Genomic DNA, 18,897 nt, shown 5'->3' on the forward strand with positions numbered 1-18,897 from the left:
GGGCTTTTCACCTCAATCCAGACTGTTAAAAGTGGGGAACCAGGTTCGCCTTCTGGATATTACTCAGCGCGAACACTTCATCTTTGCCTTCGACTGTCACCGTGATCATTTCACCATCAACGGCTTTGATAATTCCCTGCCATTTACGGCGGTTCTGTACGGCCATACGCAGAACGAGAGCCACTTCTTCACCGGTAAAGCGCACATAGTGCTCGGCCGTGAACATCGGACGATCGAGGCCAGGTGAGGAAACTTCCAGGTTGTACGCAACGGTAATCGGATCTTCAACATCAAGAACCGCACTCACCTGGTGGCTGACATCAGCACAATCATCAACATTGATGCCATCTTCACTATCAATATAGATGCGCAGCGTCGATGTGCGGCCGCGAACGAATTCGATGCCGACCAGTTCGTAGCCCAGTGCTTCGACCGGTGCAGTAATCATCTCTGTTAATTTTTGCTCTAATGTGGACAAGCCCACCCCCAAGACATAAAAAAAGGGCGTAAAGCCCAGTTATTCTGTAGTCAGATAACAAAAAACCCCGATAAATCGGGGCTTTAGATAACTGAACCCTATAGCCACAACTGTGGCCTGGAGCACTTTCCGAAAGAATTTTTTCAAATCCAGCTACGAAGGCTCTAAGTCTTCACAGTATATTTGAAAAAGAACTTTATAGGAAAGTGGTTGCGGGGGCCGGATTTGAACCGACGACCTTCGGGTTATGAGCCCGACGAGCTACCAGGCTGCTCCACCCCGCGCCTGAAACGTGGCAAATTCTACGCGTTTTGGACAGAATTTGCAAATAATGCTGGGATTTGGTACCGAAGACGGGACGTAAAATCGGCGTTTAGTATATTGATAGTTGACCCCACCTGTCAACCCAGCTTCTGCCAGACAGAACAGACCAAATTTTTTACAAAAAACGCACGAGTCTCTTTCGGTCTTCGACAAAAGATGATTAAATGAATACTCACTTATTTTGCATAAAAATGCACAAGAGAGCGAAAGTGGTCTCTAATCAGTCAATCAAGCAGGGTTTTATTCTATGACGACGATTCTCAAGCATCTTCCGGTAGGACAACGTATTGGCATCGCTTTCTCAGGCGGCCTGGATACCAGCGCTGCACTGCTGTGGATGCGCCAGAAGGGAGCGGTTCCGTATGCATATACTGCGAACCTGGGTCAGCCGGACGAGGAAGATTATGACGCGATCCCTCGTCGTGCCATGGAGTATGGCGCAGAGAACGCACGTCTGATTGACTGCCGTAAGCAACTGGTCGCTGAAGGCATTGCCGCTATCCAGTGCGGTGCTTTTCATAACACTACCGGCGGCCTGACCTATTTTAATACCACTCCGCTGGGTCGTGCTGTCACCGGCACCATGCTGGTCGCCGCCATGAAAGAAGATGGCGTGAACATCTGGGGTGATGGCAGTACCTATAAAGGCAACGATATTGAACGTTTCTATCGTTACGGTCTGCTGACCAACGCCGAGTTGCAGATCTACAAACCGTGGCTGGATACCGACTTCATCGACGAACTGGGTGGCCGTCATGAAATGTCTGAGTTTATGATTGCCTGCGGCTTTGACTATAAGATGTCCGTTGAGAAAGCCTACTCAACCGACTCCAACATGCTGGGTGCGACGCACGAAGCGAAAGACCTGGAATTCCTGAACTCCAGCGTAAAAATTGTTAACCCGATCATGGGCGTAAAATTCTGGGATGAGAACGTGAAGATCCCGGCGGAAGAAGTGACCGTGCGTTTCGAACGCGGTCATCCGGTTGCCCTGAACGGTAAAACCTTCTCAGACGATGTTGAACTGATGCTGGAAGCAAACCGCATCGGCGGTCGTCACGGTCTGGGTATGAGCGATCAGATCGAAAACCGTATCATCGAAGCGAAAAGCCGTGGCATTTACGAAGCTCCGGGGATGGCGCTGCTGCACATCGCTTATGAGCGTCTGCTGACCGGTATTCACAACGAAGACACCATTGAGCAGTATCACGCTCATGGCCGTCAGCTGGGCAAACTGCTGTATCAGGGTCGCTGGTTTGATCCACAAGCGCTGATGCTGCGTGACGCCCTGCAACGTTGGGTGGCGAGCGCAATCACCGGCGAAGTGACGCTGGAACTGCGTCGCGGCAATGATTACTCCATCCTCAATACCGTGTCTGACAACCTGACCTATAAAGCAGAGCGTCTGACCATGGAGAAAGGTGAGTCAGTATTCTCTCCGGACGATCGTATTGGCCAGCTGACCATGCGTAACCTGGACATCACCGATACCCGTGAGAAGCTGTTCAACTATGTTGAGAATGGCCTGCTCTCCGCGAATTCCGGTAATGGTCTGCCGCAGGTTGAGAACCTGGAACACAGCGATAAGAAGTAATCGACAGCAAGACATGCAAAAGGCGCCCAATGGGCGCCTTTTTTGTGGTCTTCGTAGGCCCGGTAAGCGCAGCGCCGCCGGGCAAAACGGCGGGCGGCGCTGCGCTTACCCGCCCTACAATAGATCGGAAACACAGAATGTACAGACGAAAAAAAAGACGTCTTGCGACGTCTTTCTTCTGGAATATTGGTACCGAGGATGGGACTCGAACCCACAAGCCCGTTAGGGCACTACCACCTCAAGGTAGCGTGTCTACCAATTCCACCACCTCGGTACTGAATACTTACTGCGGGATATCGCTGGTTGGCTTAGCCGGTGCAGCTGGCTGAGTTTGCTCAGTTTTTGCTGGCGCGCTCAGATTTTCCCACTCGCTTCCTTTACTGGTCTTGTTGCTGTTGATATTGCCCAGCACCAGACTGATGATGAAGAACAGCGTAGCCAGAATCGCCGTCGTACGGGTCATGAAGTTCGCAGAACCACTTGAACCGAACAGCGTACCGGAAGCGCCTGCTCCGAAGGAGGCTCCCATATCAGCGCCTTTACCTTGCTGCAGCATAATCAGCGCTACGAGAGCGATGGCTACAATAAGGAAAATAACTAAAAGAGCTTCGTACATAATCAACCTGTTCCTTGCGGATTTGCCGCATACCAATGCTTCGACCAATTAGCAGGATTTTGTTTCCCACTGAAGCGGGTGTGAATACTAACCAAAGCGAATCACCTTCGCAAGGGCATTTTCGAGGCATTGTATCAACTGCGGAAAAAAACAGCAAAAAGCCATTAATTGCTTAAAACAAAGGCGGCAAACGCCGCCTTTTTAAACACTTATTCTGAAAGATTATGCAGCTTTCACTGCATCCGCAATGCGGTGCGCAAATTCAGTTACCTGCGCTTCGTCTTCACCTTCCACCATCACGCGGATCAGCGGCTCGGTACCCGACTTACGCAGCAGGACGCGTCCACGACTGCCAAGCGTCGCTTCCACCTCTGCCATCACCGCTTTCACGTTATCATTTTCCAGCGGGTCGCCTTTACCAGCGGTGAAACGCACGTTCACCAGGATCTGCGGGAACATTTTCATGCCGCTGCACAGATCGTGCAGGCTCATATGGTTACGCGCCATCGCGGCAACAACCTGAAGCGCCGCCACAATGCCGTCACCGGTGGTGGTTTTATCGAGCAGGATCACGTGGCCGGAGTTTTCCGCGCCAATGCGCCAGCCTTTTTCCTGAAGTTTTTCCAGCACGTAGCGGTCACCCACTTTCGCGCGAACAAACGGGATGCCCAGCTGTTTCAGCGCCAGCTCCAGACCCATATTGCTCATCAGCGTGCCCACCGCGCCACCGCGCAGTTGCCCCTGACGCAGGCCTTCACGCGCAATGATGTAGAGGATCTGATCGCCATCGACCTTGTTACCTTCGTGGTCAACCATGATCACACGATCGCCATCGCCATCCAGGGCAATACCCAGATCGGCTTTTTCAGCCAGTACACGCGCCTGCAAGGCACGCACGTCTGTCGCGCCGACTTCTTCATTGATGTTCAGACCGTCCGGCTCGCAGCCGATGGTGATCACTTTCGCGCCCAGCTCGCGGAAAACATTCGGCGCAATGTGATAGGTCGCACCGTTTGCACAGTCCACCACAATTTTGAGGTGTGCCAGGCTCAGTTCATTCGGGAACGTGCCTTTGCAGAATTCAATGTAGCGGCCTGCGGCATCGACAATACGGTTGGCTTTACCCAACTCAGCGGAGTCGACACAGGTGATCTCTTTCTCCATTTCCGCTTCAATCGCCTCTTCCACGTCATCCGGCAGTTTAGTGCCGTCGATGGAGAAGAATTTGATACCGTTGTCATAGAACGGATTATGAGAAGCTGAAATGACGATGCCCGCTTCCGCACGGAAGGTACGAGTCAGATAGGCAACAGCAGGGGTCGGCATTGGCCCCGTAAAGGAAGCTGAAAGCCCCGCCGCCGCCAGCCCGGCTTCCAGCGCGGACTCAAGCATATAACCCGAAATACGGGTATCTTTACCAATAATGATCTTACGGGAGCCATGACGCGCCAGTACCTTACCCGCCGCCCAGCCCAGCTTCAGGACAAAGTCAGGGGTAATTGGCGCATCGCCTACGCGCCCACGGATGCCATCGGTACCAAAATATTTACGATTACTCATAGCGTTTGTTTTCCTTCGCTGCCAGTGTGGCTTCCACCACACGCATGGCTTCTACTGTTTCTTTTACGTCATGGACGCGAATGATGTGTGCACCTTGCATCGCGGCAATCACCGCGCAGGCCAGACTGCCGCTCAGACGTTCGTTCGGCCCGATATTCAACAACTGACCAATCATCGATTTTCTCGACATTCCCACCAGCAGTGGCAGGCCGAACTGATGAAACTCTGATAAGCGCGCAAGCAACGCGTAATTGTGTGAGAGATTTTTACCGAAACCGAAGCCCGGGTCGAGCAGCAATTTCTCTTTTGCGATACCCGCACGTTCACAGCGTTCGATATGCTCAATAAAGAAGCGGGTGACGTCGGCAAACACATCTTCATATTTTGGCGCCTCCTGCATTGTCTTAGGCTGGCCCTGCATATGCATCAGACACACCGGTAGCCCGGTTTCAGCGGCGGCTTCAATTGCGCCCGGCTCGGTCAGCGAGCGGATATCATTAATAATGTGAGCGCCCACTCTCGCCACTTCACGGATCACTTCGGGTTTGGAGGTATCAACGGAGATCCACACTTCAAAGCGCCGGGCGATAGCCTCCACCACCGGCACCACGCGCGCCAGCTCTTCTTCCACCGAAACCTCCGCCGCGCCAGGCCGCGTTGACTCCCCTCCAACGTCAATGATGGTGGCACCCGCGTTGATCATTAAATTCGCGTGTTTAACCGCGTCGATAAGCGAGTTATGCGTGCCGCCGTCAGAGAAGGAATCAGGCGTGACATTCAGGATTCCCATCACATGCGGATGTGAAAGGTCGAGATGCGAGTCCTGGGCGAAGAGTTTCATGGCTAAATCCCTGTTATTTTCATGGTTATATAAAAAAGAAAAACCCCGGAGCACGCTCCAGGGTTTGATGTACAGACAAACGCTTCAACAGCAGTGACTTACTTGTCGCCCAACTGCTCTGACATGGTGTTGCCCGGGTTTGGCGTACGCGGTTCATCGACCGGACGCGGTGCACGCGGGGTGCCATTGTTGTCAGAATTGTTAGACGCGCCTGGGTCTTCCCAGCCTGCTGGCGGACGCACTTCGCGGCGAGCCATCAGGTCGTCAATTTGCGGAGCATCGATGGTCTCATATTTCATGAGCGCATCTTTCATCGAATGCAGGATGTCCATATTGTCATTCAGGATCTGACGGGCGCGAGCGTAGTTACGCTCAATCAGCGCTTTCACTTCCTGGTCGATGATACGAGCCGTTTCATCGGACATATGTTTCGCTTTTGCCACGGAGCGGCCCAGGAATACTTCGCCCTCTTCTTCTGCATAGAGCAGCGGACCGAGTTTGTCGGAGAAGCCCCACTGGGTCACCATGTTACGTGCCAGGTTTGTCGCCACTTTAATATCGTTCGACGCACCGGTGGAAACATGTTCCGCACCGTAGATGATCTCTTCTGCCAGACGACCGCCGTACAGGGTTGAAATCTGACTTTCCAGCTTCTGACGGCTGGCGCTGATCGCGTCACCTTCAGGCAGGAAGAAGGTCACACCCAACGCACGACCGCGTGGAATGATCGTCACCTTGTGTACCGGATCGTGTTCCGGCACCAGACGACCGATAATCGCGTGGCCCGCTTCGTGATATGCCGTGGACTCTTTCTGCGCTTCCGTCATCACCATGGAGCGACGTTCCGCACCCATCATAATTTTGTCTTTCGCTTTCTCAAATTCCACCATGGACACTACACGCTTGTTACCGCGAGCGGCAAACAGTGCTGCCTCGTTGACCAGGTTAGCCAGATCCGCACCGGAGAAGCCTGGAGTACCACGCGCGATGATTGCCGCGTCGATATCTGGCGCCAGCGGTACGCGACGCATATGCACTTTCAGGATCTGTTCACGACCACGAACATCCGGCAGACCGACCACAACCTGACGGTCGAAACGGCCTGGACGCAGCAGCGCAGGGTCGAGTACGTCTGGACGGTTAGTTGCCGCGATAACGATGATACCTTCGTTACCTTCAAAGCCGTCCATTTCAACCAGCATCTGGTTCAGGGTCTGCTCACGTTCATCGTGACCACCGCCCAGGCCTGCGCCACGCTGGCGGCCAACGGCGTCGATTTCATCGATGAAGATGATGCACGGTGCTGCCTTCTTAGCCTGCTCGAACATGTCACGCACACGAGATGCACCGACACCCACGAACATTTCAACGAAGTCAGAACCTGAAATAGTAAAGAACGGGACCTTCGCTTCACCCGCGATGGCTTTTGCCAGCAGGGTTTTACCGGTACCCGGAGGGCCGACCATCAGGACGCCTTTCGGGATCTTACCGCCCAGTTTCTGGAAACGGCTCGGCTCGCGCAGGTATTCAACCAGTTCACCCACCTCTTCTTTTGCTTCGTCACAACCTGCTACGTCAGCAAAGGTGGTCTTGATCTGGTCTTCCGTCAGCATACGCGCCTTGCTCTTACCGAACGACATGGCACCTTTGCCACCACCGCCCTGCATCTGGCGCATAAAGAAGATCCAGACACCGATAAGAAGCAGCATTGGGAACCAGGAAATGAAGATAGAAGCCAACAGGCTTGGTTCTTCCGGCGGCTCGCCTACCACTTTGACGTTTTTGGTCAGAAGGTTATCAAGCAGCTTAGGATCGTTCACCGGGATGTAAGTCGTGTAACGGTTACTATCTTTCTTGGTAACGTTGATCTCACGTCCGTTGATACGCGCTTCGCGAACCTGGTCCTGATTGACCTCTTGCAGGAAGGTAGAATAATCCACCTTGCGGCCATTCGACTCGCTGGGCCCAAAGCTCTGGAAAACTGACATCAGCACAACGGCAATGACCAGCCAGAGTATTAGGTTTTTCGCCATGTCACTCAAGGGATTAACCTCATATTACAACTGTGTTAAAAACAGCGTCAGGATACTCTATATCCAGTTTCATTCAAACTTTCGCCTGAAATCTACCGGTTATCATTTTCGCCCGGTCGCTACAATATACACTTCACGGGAACGGGCCCGGGAAGAGTCCGGCTTACGAACTTTGACCTTCGCAAACAGGGAGCGAATTTCCTTAAGATACTCCTCGAAACCTTCGCCCTGAAACACCTTCACAACAAAACTACCACCAGGCGCTAGTACATCACGACACATTTCTAACGCTAGTTCCACCAGATACATGGCGCGGGGGATATCCACCGCCGGTGTTCCACACATATTTGGTGCCATATCCGACATGACAACCTGGACCTTACTGTCACCTACACGATCAAGTAATGCTTTAAGCACTAATTCATCACGAAAGTCGCCCTGAAGGAAGTCGACACCGACGATGGGATCCATTGGTAAAAGATCGCATGCGATGATTCGGCCCGTTCCGCCGATCTGCGTAACCGCATACTGTGACCATCCGCCAGGTGCCGCACCGAGGTCGACCACCGTCATTCCCGGTTTAAAAAGTTTGTCACTTTGCTGTATTTCATCAAGTTTAAACCAGGCGCGGGAACGTAACCCCTTTTTCTGCGCCTGTTGAACATATTTATCGCTAAAGTGTTCCTGAAGCCAGCGGCTGGAGCTGGCAGAACGCTTTTTACCTGTCATTTAACATTTCCGTCCTGGTTCATCGTTACTTGCCTGTGACGTAAATTTCTACGCAGCTATTTGGCGATATTAGGGAGATGGCGGTAGAATGAACCGTTTTCAATCCCAACGTAAGCAAAAATATACGATGAATCTGAGTACTAAACAAAAACAGCACCTTAAAGGTCTGGCACATCCGCTCAAGCCTGTAGTGATGCTTGGCAACAATGGTTTGACCGAAGGGGTGCTTGCCGAGATTGAACAAGCGCTGGAACACCACGAGCTGATCAAGGTGAAAATCGCCTCTGAAGACAGAGACACTAAAAACCTGATCGTGGAAGCCATCGTGCGCGAAACCGGCGCCTGTAATGTACAGGTCATCGGTAAAACGCTGGTGCTCTATCGCCCATCTAAAGAGCGCAAAATCTCGCTGCCACGTTAAGGATATCCTGAATCAAACACATTTTCTGTGTGAAACGAGGGATTTCTTTCAGCAGGCGAGCAAAATGCCATGCTCCTTGAGTTGATAAAAGGCCGCTATGCGGCCTTTTTCTTTTCTTTACAATGTATCAACATCTTAGAAGAGAAGCGAATTACAGGTATTCAACCTTAATAATTTCGTATTCCACTTCGCCACCTGGGGTGCGGATAGTCACAACATCATCCTGCTCTTTGCCAATCAGGCCGCGAGCAATCGGGGAGTTCACCGAAATCAGGTTCTGTTTGAAGTCCGCTTCATCATCACCCACGATGCGATAGGTTTGCTCTTCGTCGTTGTCCAGATTCAGGACGGTGACGGTAGAGCCGAAGATCACGCGACCGTTGTTTGGCATTTTAGTGATATCGATAACCTGCGCGTTGGACAGTTTCGCTTCGATATCTTTGATACGCCCCTCGCAGAAACCCTGCTGCTCACGCGCCGCGTGGTATTCAGCATTCTCTTTCAGGTCGCCATGCTCACGCGCATCCGCGATAGCGGCGATGATTTCAGGGCGACGTACGGATTTCAGAAAATCCAGCTCTTCGCGCAGTTTTTCGGCACCACGTAAGGTCATCGGAATAGCTTGCATTTGTTATACCTCTTAAACATTCCTGTTGGGAGCAGTGTTCCCTGCTCCAGCCCACCTGAACAGGCCAGAAGCAAAAAGAAAACCGACCCGGGAGCAACGCCCCAGGTCAGCAGCAATTTTTCAATTTGATACGCATTTTACCGCGAAGTTCACTATGGGTCATCGTTTACTTTACAGTGCCATGCACCGTAGTATGACGGTTTGTTTTCGGGTTGTTAGCGCGAGATTATGCGATTTTCCAGTTTTATCATCGGATTGACTACCAGTATAACGTTCACCGTTCAGGCCGCGAATGTTGATGAGTACATTAATCAACTGCCCGCCGGCGCGAACCTTGCCCTGATGGTGCAGAAGGTTGGCGCGCAGGCTCCCGAGATTGACTATCACAGTCAACAGATGGCGCTGCCTGCCAGTACCCAGAAGGTGATCACTGCCCTCGCCGCCCTGCTCCAGCTCGGGCCTGACTTCCGTTTTACTACCACCCTTGAAACCAGAGGTAACGTTGAGGGTGGCGAACTGAAAGGCGATCTTATCGCCCGTTTTGGTGGCGATCCCACCTTTAAGCGCCAGGATGTCCGCAACATGGTGGCGGTACTGAAAAAATCCGGCGTAACAAAAATTGATGGCAACGTGCTGATCGACACCTCCATTTTCGCCAGCCACGATAAAGCGCCTGGCTGGCCATGGAACGACATGACGCAGTGCTTTAGCGCCCCGCCAGCCGCCGCCATCGTTGACCGTAACTGCTTCTCCGTATCGCTTTACAGCGCGCCAAAACCCAATGACTTAGCGTTTATCCGCGTGGCGTCTTACTACCCGGTCACGATGTTCAGCCAGGTGCGGACGCTGGCGAAAGGCTCCCCGGAGGCGCAGTATTGTGAGCTCGACGTGGTACCGGGCGATCTCAATCGCTATACGCTCACCGGCTGCCTGACCCAGCGGGCCGATCCCCTCCCGCTGGCCTTTGCCATTCAGGATGGCGCAGGCTATGCCGGTGCCATTTTTAAAGATGAACTGAAGCAGGCGGGCATAACCTACACCGGAACGCTGCTGCGCCAGACGCAGGTGAATGAACCAGGCACGGTGATTGCCAGCAAACAGTCCGCGCCACTGCATGATTTGCTTAAGATTATGCTGAAAAAGTCGGATAACATGATTGCCGACACCGTGTTCCGTATGATTGGGCACGCACGCTTTGGTGTGCCTGGAACCTGGCGGGCCGGTTCTGATGCCGTACGTCAGATCCTGCGTCAGCAGGCGGGTATCGATCTGGGCAATACGATCGCTGTCGACGGTTCCGGTTTATCGCGCCATAACCTGATCTCACCGGCCACCATGATGCAGGTGTTGCAGTACATCGCTCAGCATGACGCTGAGCTAAACTTTATTACAATGCTGCCGCTCGCCGGACACGATGGGTCACTTCAGTACCGTGCGGGCCTTCACGCTGCAGGCGTGGATGGCAAAGTGTCAGCCAAAACGGGTTCCCTGCAGGGCGTTTACAACCTTGCCGGTTTTATCACGACAGCCAGCGGGCAACGCATGGCCTTTGTGCAGTATCTGTCCGGCTATGCCGTCGAACCGGCTGACCAGCGCAATCGTCGTATTCCACTGGTGCGTTTCGAAAGCAGGCTCTATAAGGACATCTACCAGAATAACTAGCGATGAAACTACTGATAGTTGAAGACGATCTGTTATTACAGGAAGGGTTAGCGCTGGCACTGGGGAATGAGGGCTACGCCCTGGATTGTGCCGCCACGGCGGCTGAAGCAGATGCCTTGATCCAGAGCGGAGAATACAGCCTTGTGATCCTGGATTTGGGACTGCCGGATAAAGACGGCGCGACGCTGCTCTGCCAGTGGCGTCGTCGCGGAGTGGAGAATCCCGTATTGATTCTCACCGCCCGCGATGCCATTGAAGACAGAATTAACGGGCTGGATTCTGGCGCTGACGATTATCTGGTAAAACCCTTCGCCCTTGCCGAGCTACAGGCTCGCGTACGGGCGTTAATCCGCCGCTATCAGGGCCACAGCGACAACCTGCTGACGGACGGGGATATCACCCTCAATCTGCAAACTCAGCAGGTGCTGCGCCAGTCTCAGCCTGTGGAAGTGACCCCAAAAGAGTTCGCTCTGCTGACGCGTCTGATCATGCGCAGCGGGCAGACCGTGCACCGTGAAACGCTGCAACAGGACATCTACTCCTGGCAGGACGATCCAGGATCAAACACGCTTGAAGTTCACATTCATAATCTGCGCCGCAAGCTCGGTAAAGATCGCATCAAAACCGTACGTGGCGTGGGTTACCGTCTGGAGAGCCAGAAATGAACAGTATGCGCCGGCGATTAATGGTGTTGCTGGCGGTTATACTGCTATTTTTTCAACTGGTTAGCGTAGTCTGGCTGTGGCATGAGAGCCGCGAGCAAATCGGTTTTCTGGTGAATGAAACGTTGTCTGCGAAAGCGCGCAACAACCATGTCGAAAAAGAGATCCGCGAAGCCATTGCCTCCCTGCTGGTCCCTTCTCTGGTGATGGTCGGTTTTACCCTGCTCTTCTCATTCTGGGCAGTAACCTGGATCACCCGACCACTCAATAAACTTCGCGCCAGCCTTGCGAACCGCTCGGCGGATAATCTGACTCCCCTGCCGATGTATTCTGATATGGAAGAGATAGGCGCTGTGACCACATCGCTCAATCAACTCCTCGCCCGGCTGGATCACACTATTCAACAGGAACGCCTGTTTACCGCCGATGCGGCACACGAGTTACGTACGCCGCTTGCGGGGATCAGGCTCCATCTGGAACTGATGGCTCAGTCCGGTTCCCCGCAGGCCACGCCACTGATAAACCGGATCGATCAGTTGATGCACACGGTGGAACAGCTGCTGATGCTGGCGCGTGCCGGACAGGCGATGGCCAGCGGCCATTACGATACCGTGAACTGGACTGAGACGATCATTGCACCGCTCAGCCTGGAGCATGAAGCCAGAGAGCATACGGTGATATGGCCTGCTCACAGCCCGCTGACGGTACAGGGCGACGCCGTCCTGTTACGTCTGATGCTAAGGAACCTTCTGGAGAATGCCGCCCGCTACAGCCCGGCAGGCACAACCATTGAAGTGGCATTAACAGCGACGGAGAGCGGTACCCGGGTGAGCGTTACCGATCAGGGGCCGGGTATTGATGAGGCACACCGCCAGTCGATCACCGAACCTTTCCGACGTCTCGACCAGCGCTACGGCGGCAGCGGCCTTGGGCTGAGCATCGTACAGCGTATCGTACAGCTCCATCATGGCCATTTAACGCTGGAGAACGGCGCTGCGGGCGGCCTCATCGCCAGCTGTTGGTTACCGGCGAAAATAGGATAAAAAAAAGCCCCGTTAAGGGGCTTTATACTGAAGTTAGTGCTTGTAGATGAACTCGACGCCTTCTTCGTCGTCTTCATCCCAGTCATCGTCCCAGTCTTCATCATCTTCTTCCGCTTCCAGCTCTTCGAGCTGCTGGCGGTGGTAGTCATCCCACATGAATTCGACTTTTTCAGGCTGTTTCGCCTCTTCTGCCTGAACAACCGGATTCTCGATGATAAAGGTCATCACATCCCAGCAGAGATCTTTCACGCCAACCTGGCTGGCGGCAGAGATCAGGTAGTACTTATCTTCCCAACCCATCGCTTCGGCAATCGCTTTAGCTTTCGCTTCAGCTTCCGCTTTATCCATCAGGTCGATCTTGTTAAATACCAGCCAGCGCGGTTTTTGCGCCAGTTTTTCACTGTATTTCTCCAGCTCACCGATAATGATACGGGCGTTTTCAACCGGATCGGAACCGTCGATTGGATCGATGTCGATGAGGTGCAACAGTACGCGACAACGCTCAAGGTGCTTCAGGAAGCGAATCCCCAGACCGGCGCCTTCTGCTGCCCCTTCAATCAGACCCGGGATGTCAGCGACCACGAAGCTCTTCTCGTTATCCATACGGACAACGCCCAGGCTCGGTACCAGCGTCGTAAACGGATAATCTGCCACTTTTGGTTTCGCCGCAGAGACCGCACGGATAAACGTCGATTTACCGGCGTTTGGCATACCCAGCATCCCCACATCCGCCAGCAGCATCAGTTCCAGTTGCAGGTCGCGCTTATCACCCGGGGTACCCATGGTTTTCTGACGCGGGGTACGGTTAACGGAAGATTTGAAACGGCTGTTACCCAGACCGTGCCAGCCGCCTTTCGCCACCATCAGGCGCTGACCGTGTTTGGTCATATCACCCATGGTTTCGCCCGTGCCCTGATCGATGACACGCGTACCTACCGGCACTTTGATCGTCACGTCTTTACCGCGTTTACCGGTACAGTCGCGGCTCTGGCCATTCTGCCCACGTTCGGCGCGGAAAGATTTTTCGAAACGGTAGTCGATCAGCGTGTTGAGGTTTTCATCCGCCTCCAGCCACACGTCGCCACCGTCCCCACCGTCACCGCCGTCAGGACCGCCACGAGGAATATATTTTTCACGGCGGAAGCTTACACAACCGTTACCGCCATCACCTGCCACGACCAGAATCGTCGCTTCATCAACAAACTTCATTTTACTCTCCGTAACTCATTCGCCTGAGCGGGGGACTATTACAACCGCTTCATTTTTGCGCCAACGCCCCCAGAGACGATGACCAATGGCGGAATACATCGCGCCCGCAACCACGACAAACGCACCGAGATAACCCAACAGGTTGAGCATCGGCTTGACGAAGACATCGGGCCAGGCCATTGATAACAAATCTGAAAATAACAGCGTAAACAGCGGGGTAAGCGTGATTAAGGCGCTAACCTGTGCTGCCTGCCAGCGCGCCATAGCTTCAGCCAGCGCGCCATAACCGACCAGCGTGTTCAGCCCACAAAAAATGAGGCACGCCAGTTGCCAGTCGCTGAGCTGGGTAATCACCCCCGGCTTAGCTAACGGCAATAATGCCAGTGTACACAAAGTGTACAGCAAAAAGAGGATCTGCTGTGAGGCAAGACGACGCAATAACACCTTTTGCGCGACGCCATAACTCACCCAGACCGTTGCTGCACCCACCCCAAAAATGACACCCCAGGTGTAATCCGTCAGGCGGGTAAAAATCTCGATCAGACTGGTGTTAAAGAACATCACCAGACCGCAAAGCAGCATGCTTGCCCCGATGATCTGCGTACCGCGCATCTTCTCCTTGAGGATGAATACGCTGGCGACCATCATGCCGACCGGTGATAGCTGACCAATCACCTGCGACGCTGTAGGGCTAAGATATTGCAGGGAAGAGCTGAACAGAATGAAGTTACCGAACAGACCGCCCGTCGCGATAGCCAGTAACACCAGCCAGCGCGGTTTTCGGAAGATGCGCAGCGGTGGCAGCTTACCTTTGACGGCCAGAATGGCGCCCAGGCCTATACTTGCCATCAGGAAGCGATAAAACACCACCGTGGGCGGTTCCATCACTTCCAGTACCTGCTTCATTGCAATTGGCAGCGCCCCCCAGCACATCGCGGTAGTGAGCGCCAAAAGAATACCAATGCCGGCCTGCTGCTTCATGCCCGTTTTCCCTACAGAAAATTTTCCGGGTTTCCAATGTAAAAAGCCCCGCAACACGTTGCGGGGCTTTAATCCGTTACCGGACCGAGAAAACCTTACTCAGCAACGATGCTGATGTATTTACGGTTGTTCGGGCCTTTAACTTCAAATTTCACTTTACCGTCTGCTTTAGCAAACAGAGTGTGGTCACGACCGCAACCTACGTTGGTACCCGCGTGGAACTTGGTGCCACGCTGACGAACGATGATGCTACCCGCCAGAACGGATTCGCCACCGAAACGCTTAACGCCCAGGCGTTTAGCTTCTGAATCGCGACCGTTACGTGTGGAGCCGCCAGCCTTTTTATGTGCCATTTAAATCTCTCCTCAGGTCTTAGGCGCTGATGCCAGTAATTTTCACATCAGTGAACCACTGACGGTGGCCCTGCTGCTTACGATAGTGTTTACGACGACGAAACTTAACGATTTTAACTTTCTCGCCACGACCGTGAGCAACAACTTCAGCTTTGATAACGCCGCCATCAACGAAAGGAACGCCGATTTTGACTTCTTCACCGTTTGCGATCATCAGAACTTCAGCGAACTCAACAGATTCGCCAGTTGCGATGTCCAGCTTTTCCAGGCGAACGGTCTGACCTTCGCTTACTCGGTGTTGTTTACCACCACTTTGGAAAACCGCGTACATATAAACTCCGCTTCCGCGCACATCCTCGTATGATTCAGAGTGCGCTATAAATATTCACAATAGGGCGCGAATATTACGCAAAACGCGAGCCTTTGACAAGTGCTACCATCAATACATGAAGAAAAAAAACACAACACGTACGGTAACGTTTATCTGAGCCATTTTTTCAGTACAATCAGCAATACTATTTATAAACCGAAACCCTTTGTGTACCCATCTCGTGTGGGATAAACAGGATAAAAAGCCCGGCTTTTGCGATGAATTTAGAAAAAATCAATGAGTTAACCGCGCAAGATATGGCGGGTGTGAATGCAGCAATCCTGGAGCAACTCAACTCTGACGTTCAGCTGATCAATCAGTTGGGCTATTACATCGTCAGCGGCGGCGGTAAACGTATTCGTCCGATGATTGCCATTCTGGCCGCACGCGCGGTTGGCTATCAGGGAAATGCCCACGTCACGATCGCGGCGCTGATCGAATTTATCCACACCGCCACCCTGCTTCATGACGATGTTGTGGATGAATCAGACATGCGTCGTGGCAAAGCCACCGCCAATGCCGCGTTTGGTAATGCGGCAAGCGTTCTGGTAGGGGATTTTATCTATACCCGAGCCTTCCAGATGATGACCAGCCTTGGCTCGCTGAAGGTGCTGGAAGTGATGTCAGAAGCCGTAAACGTTATCGCTGAAGGCGAAGTCCTACAGTTGATGAACGTCAACGACCCGGATATCACCGAAGAAAACTATATGCGGGTGATTTACAGCAAGACCGCACGTCTGTTTGAAGCCGCCGCGCAGTGCTCCGGCATTCTGGCAGGCTGTAGCGAAGCTCAGGAAAAAGGGCTTCAGGACTATGGCCGTTACCTCGGCACCGCGTTCCAGCTGATTGATGATTTGCTGGACTACAGCGCGGATGGCGAAACGCTCGGTAAAAACGTTGGCGATGACCTGAACGAAGGCAAGCCAACGCTGCCGCTGCTCCACGCGATGCGCAATGGCACACCAGAGCAGGCGAAAATGATCCGGGAGGCTATCGAGCAGGGAAATGGTCGCCATCTTCTGGAACCGGTACTGGAAACAATGGCCATCTGTGGTTCCCTTGAATGGACGCGTCAGCGTGCTGAAGAAGAAGCAGACAAAGCCATCGCCGCAATTCAGGTCATTCCCGACAGCCCATGGCGTGATGCGCTAATCGGCCTCGCGCACATCGCCGTCCAGCGCGACCGTTAATCCCCTCCTCATCTCCCTGCGATCTCGTAGGGAGGTTCCAGTACGCACCAATAAATTACATTTACGCGTAAGCTCATCAGGTTACAGGCCGTATGTATAAAGCCGTGCCTTATTCTGAATATTGCTTCTCGTAACATGAACTTTTTAGAACAGATGTTCGAAGTGAGTATAGTAATGCTGTCTTTTCACACGAAACGACGTGGACGATAACGAACACAAGGACAGCATTATGGATACAAAATTCATCGACTGGCATTCTGCTGACATTATTGCGGCACTGCGTAAAAAAGGGACATCGCTGGCTGCCGAATCACGTCGTCATGGGCTGAGCTCGTCGACGCTGGCAAACGCCCTGACCCGCCCATGGCCGAAGGGGGAACTGATTATTGCGACGGCGCTGGATACGCATCCGTGGGTGATATGGCCGTCACGCTATCACGATCCCATTACCCATGAATTTATCGACAGAACGCGCATGATGCGCCAGAGCAAAGCGAAGAAAGCACATCAGGACTGATGCACCCGGATTTACAGGAACAGCAATCCCCCGGCCTGTTATGGCAGGGGGGTGCCGGAACGATTACTCGCCCTTCACACGCTCGATATTCGCACCCAGCGCGCGCAGTTTGTCTTCAATACGCTCGTAACCACGATCGATGTGGTAGATACGATCGACGACGGTAGTCCCTTCTGCAATACAACCTGCCAGTACGAGGCTCGCAGACGCGCGCAGATCGGTCGCCATCACCTGCGCACCGGACAGTTTTTCAACGCCGTGGCAAATGACCGTGTTGCTTTCAATCTCAGCATGCGCACCCATACGGATCAGTTCCGGTACGTGCATGAAACGGTTTTCGAAGATAGTTTCCGTGATGAAGCCTGTGCCTTCGGCCACCAGGTTCAACAGGGTGAACTGTGCCTGCATATCCGTCGGGAATGCCGGATGTGGCGCAGTGCGCACGTTAACGGCTTTAGGACGCTGCCCGTGCATATCGAGGCTGATCCAGTCTTCACCAATTTCAATGTCCGCACCCGCATCGCGCAGTTTCGCCAGCACCGCATCCAGGGTATCCGGTTGTGCGTTACGACAAACAATCTTACCGCCAGAAATGGCAGCCGCTACCAGGAAAGTACCGGTTTCGATACGGTCTGGCAGTACGCGGTACACACCACCACCCAGACGTTCAACGCCTTCGATGGTGATACGGTCTGTGCCCTGCCCGCTGATCTTCGCCCCCAGCGCGACCAGGAAGTTCGCGGTATCCACGATTTCCGGCTCTCGGGCGGCGTTTTCGATGATGGTAGTGCCTTCTGCCAGCGTAGCAGCCGACATGATGGTTACCGTTGCGCCCACGCTCACTTTGTCCATGACAATGTGCGCGCCTTTCAGGCGACCATTGACGGACGCTTTAACGTACCCCTCTTCCAGCTTGATCTCCGCGCCCAGCTTTTCCAGACCGAAGATATGCAGGTCGACTGGACGGGCGCCGATAGCGCATCCGCCCGGCAGTGAAACCTGTCCCTGACCGAAACGCGCAACCAGCGGGCCAAGCGCCCAGATGGAAGCACGCATGGTTTTCACCAGCTCATACGGCGCTGAGAAGTTGTTCACGTTGCTGGCATCGATCCAGACGGAACCGTTACGCTCCACTTTGGTGCCCAACTGGCCGAGCAACTTCATGGTCGTGTCGATATCTTTCAGCTTCGGTACGTTCTGGATCTCTACCGGCTCTTCTGCGAGCAGCGCAGCGAAAAGAATGGGCAGCGCGGCGTTTTTAGCGCCAGAAATTGTGACTTCGCCCTGGAGACGCGTGGGTCCCTGTACACGAAATTTATCCATCGTTTGCTCTCTTATAAATTCAACCGTGCTGCGGGCGCTTCGCCCTCAGCTCAAAAACCGTTTAGTTTGCGATCGCGTGCCCACTCCTGTGGGGTGAACGCTTTAATCGACAGGGCGTGGATGCGGTTATCCGCAATGTATTCCATCAGCGGCGCGTACACAGCCTGCTGTTTCTTCACGCGACTCATTCCGTCGAACATCTCACCCACAGCAATAACCTGGAAGTGACTGCCATCGCCAGAGACGTGGGCTTCCTGAAGGGAGAGTGCATTCATCAGCACTGTCTGGATTTCATTATTTTCCATGGGGTCTACATCATCTGATAGTGAAAACAAGCTCAACATCTTAGAGCAAAGTGGCGCG

General features: G+C 53.3%; 20 protein-coding genes and 2 tRNA genes. 7 read left to right on the forward strand and 15 right to left on the reverse strand.

Features of this window, described 5'->3' with window-relative positions; all coding sequences use genetic code 11:
- Window positions 1–25: 25 nt before the first annotated feature.
- Both rimP and ACOTXC_RS17405 read right to left on the reverse strand, forming a co-directional pair.
- On the reverse strand, window positions 26–478 hold the full coding sequence (gene rimP / locus ACOTXC_RS17400) for a ribosome maturation factor RimP (protein ID WP_014833432.1): 453 nt from the start codon (window positions 476–478) through the stop codon (window positions 26–28).
- Between the two features lie 207 nt (window positions 479–685).
- Window positions 686–762, reverse strand: a tRNA-Met gene (locus ACOTXC_RS17405).
- 287 nt (window positions 763–1,049) lie between these two features.
- On the opposite strand from ACOTXC_RS17405, the gene argG reads away from it, so the two are divergent.
- The gene (gene argG, locus ACOTXC_RS17410) at window positions 1,050–2,396 is read left to right on the forward strand and encodes an argininosuccinate synthase (protein WP_022649518.1); all 1,347 of its coding nucleotides are present in this window, start codon (window positions 1,050–1,052) and stop codon (window positions 2,394–2,396) included.
- 187 nt (window positions 2,397–2,583) lie between these two features.
- Here argG and ACOTXC_RS17415 read toward each other — a convergent pair.
- The 6 genes from ACOTXC_RS17415 to rlmE all read right to left on the reverse strand — a co-directional run bounded on the left by ACOTXC_RS17415 (window position 2,584) and on the right by rlmE (window position 8,175).
- Window positions 2,584–2,670 (reverse strand) — tRNA-Leu (locus tag ACOTXC_RS17415).
- 9 nt (window positions 2,671–2,679) lie between these two features.
- Window positions 2,680–3,012, reverse strand: a complete 333-nt coding sequence (secG, locus tag ACOTXC_RS17420) for a preprotein translocase subunit SecG (protein WP_003861803.1) — start codon at window positions 3,010–3,012, stop codon at window positions 2,680–2,682.
- A gap of 222 nt (window positions 3,013–3,234) precedes the next feature.
- Entirely contained in the window at window positions 3,235–4,572 is a 1,338-nt protein-coding gene (glmM, locus tag ACOTXC_RS17425) for a phosphoglucosamine mutase (RefSeq protein WP_003861804.1), read from the reverse strand.
- On the reverse strand, window positions 4,565–5,413 hold the full coding sequence (gene folP / locus ACOTXC_RS17430; RefSeq protein ID WP_045622101.1) for a dihydropteroate synthase: 849 nt from the start codon (window positions 5,411–5,413) through the stop codon (window positions 4,565–4,567). The genes glmM and folP overlap by 8 nt, the downstream gene beginning before the upstream one ends.
- Window positions 5,414–5,511: 98 nt before the next feature.
- A complete protein-coding gene (ftsH, locus tag ACOTXC_RS17435) occupies window positions 5,512–7,446 on the reverse strand; it encodes an ATP-dependent zinc metalloprotease FtsH (protein WP_003861810.1) in 1,935 nt (644 codons plus the stop codon).
- Window positions 7,447–7,548: 102 nt separating this feature from the next.
- The gene (gene rlmE, locus ACOTXC_RS17440; protein WP_003861812.1) at window positions 7,549–8,175 is read right to left on the reverse strand and encodes a 23S rRNA (uridine(2552)-2'-O)-methyltransferase RlmE; all 627 of its coding nucleotides are present in this window, start codon (window positions 8,173–8,175) and stop codon (window positions 7,549–7,551) included.
- 127 nt (window positions 8,176–8,302) lie between these two features.
- Between rlmE and yhbY the strand changes: the two genes are divergently transcribed.
- Window positions 8,303–8,596, forward strand: coding sequence for a ribosome assembly RNA-binding protein YhbY (gene yhbY / locus ACOTXC_RS17445; protein ID WP_003861814.1), 294 nt, complete (start codon window positions 8,303–8,305; stop codon window positions 8,594–8,596).
- A 151-nt stretch (window positions 8,597–8,747) separates the two neighbouring features.
- Here the strand turns inward: yhbY and greA are convergent, their stop codons facing one another.
- On the reverse strand, window positions 8,748–9,224 hold the full coding sequence (gene greA, locus ACOTXC_RS17450) for a transcription elongation factor GreA (RefSeq protein WP_014171793.1): 477 nt from the start codon (window positions 9,222–9,224) through the stop codon (window positions 8,748–8,750).
- A 228-nt stretch (window positions 9,225–9,452) separates the two neighbouring features.
- On the opposite strand from greA, the gene dacB reads away from it, so the two are divergent.
- From dacB to pmrB, 3 genes are read left to right on the forward strand one after another with little or no spacing between them, the layout of a single operon-like run.
- The gene (dacB, locus tag ACOTXC_RS17455; protein ID WP_003861817.1) at window positions 9,453–10,886 is read left to right on the forward strand and encodes a serine-type D-Ala-D-Ala carboxypeptidase; all 1,434 of its coding nucleotides are present in this window, start codon (window positions 9,453–9,455) and stop codon (window positions 10,884–10,886) included.
- A 2-nt stretch (window positions 10,887–10,888) separates the two neighbouring features.
- Window positions 10,889–11,551: a two-component system response regulator PmrA gene (gene pmrA / locus ACOTXC_RS17460; protein WP_003861819.1), complete on the forward strand. Its 663-nt coding sequence runs from the start codon at window positions 10,889–10,891 to the stop codon at window positions 11,549–11,551.
- Window positions 11,548–12,591 carry a two-component system sensor histidine kinase PmrB gene (gene pmrB, locus ACOTXC_RS17465; protein WP_058677035.1) on the forward strand — a complete coding sequence of 348 codons (1,044 nt, stop codon included), beginning with the start codon at window positions 11,548–11,550 and terminating at the stop codon, window positions 12,589–12,591. Before pmrA ends, pmrB begins: the two co-directional genes overlap by 4 nt.
- Before the next feature lie 33 nt (window positions 12,592–12,624).
- Here pmrB and cgtA read toward each other — a convergent pair whose 3' ends face one another.
- From cgtA to rplU, 4 genes are all read right to left on the reverse strand, one after another.
- Window positions 12,625–13,800: an Obg family GTPase CgtA gene (gene cgtA / locus ACOTXC_RS17470; RefSeq protein ID WP_003861823.1), complete on the reverse strand. Its 1,176-nt coding sequence runs from the start codon at window positions 13,798–13,800 to the stop codon at window positions 12,625–12,627.
- A gap of 15 nt (window positions 13,801–13,815) precedes the next feature.
- On the reverse strand, window positions 13,816–14,781 hold the full coding sequence (locus tag ACOTXC_RS17475) for a DMT family transporter (protein WP_003861826.1): 966 nt from the start codon (window positions 14,779–14,781) through the stop codon (window positions 13,816–13,818).
- A 95-nt stretch (window positions 14,782–14,876) separates the two neighbouring features.
- On the reverse strand, window positions 14,877–15,134 hold the full coding sequence (gene rpmA, locus ACOTXC_RS17480) for a 50S ribosomal protein L27 (RefSeq protein ID WP_003861831.1): 258 nt from the start codon (window positions 15,132–15,134) through the stop codon (window positions 14,877–14,879).
- A gap of 19 nt (window positions 15,135–15,153) precedes the next feature.
- A complete protein-coding gene (gene rplU / locus ACOTXC_RS17485) occupies window positions 15,154–15,465 on the reverse strand; it encodes a 50S ribosomal protein L21 (protein ID WP_003025032.1) in 312 nt (103 codons plus the stop codon).
- A gap of 257 nt (window positions 15,466–15,722) precedes the next feature.
- Here rplU and ispB point away from each other — a divergent pair, with 257 nt between their 5' ends.
- Together ispB and sfsB are read left to right on the forward strand one after the other, a co-directional pair.
- Entirely contained in the window at window positions 15,723–16,694 is a 972-nt protein-coding gene (gene ispB / locus ACOTXC_RS17490; protein ID WP_006812126.1) for an octaprenyl diphosphate synthase, read from the forward strand.
- Window positions 16,695–16,923: 229 nt separating this feature from the next.
- Window positions 16,924–17,211, forward strand: a complete 288-nt coding sequence (gene sfsB / locus ACOTXC_RS17495; RefSeq protein ID WP_022649524.1) for a DNA-binding transcriptional regulator SfsB — start codon at window positions 16,924–16,926, stop codon at window positions 17,209–17,211.
- Between the two features lie 63 nt (window positions 17,212–17,274).
- On the opposite strand, the gene murA is transcribed toward sfsB, so the two are convergent.
- Together murA and ibaG are read right to left on the reverse strand one after the other, a co-directional pair.
- Window positions 17,275–18,534 carry a UDP-N-acetylglucosamine 1-carboxyvinyltransferase gene (gene murA, locus ACOTXC_RS17500; RefSeq protein WP_006812128.1) on the reverse strand — a complete coding sequence of 420 codons (1,260 nt, stop codon included), beginning with the start codon at window positions 18,532–18,534 and terminating at the stop codon, window positions 17,275–17,277.
- Window positions 18,535–18,584: 50 nt separating this feature from the next.
- Window positions 18,585–18,839 carry a BolA family iron metabolism protein IbaG gene (gene ibaG, locus ACOTXC_RS17505; RefSeq protein ID WP_003861840.1) on the reverse strand — a complete coding sequence of 85 codons (255 nt, stop codon included), beginning with the start codon at window positions 18,837–18,839 and terminating at the stop codon, window positions 18,585–18,587.
- Between the last annotated feature and the right edge of the window lie 58 nt (window positions 18,840–18,897).

This window comes from Enterobacter cloacae complex sp. IR5428, assembly GCF_049238585.1.
Classification (GTDB): Bacteria; Pseudomonadota; Gammaproteobacteria; order Enterobacterales; family Enterobacteriaceae; genus Enterobacter; species Enterobacter intestinihominis.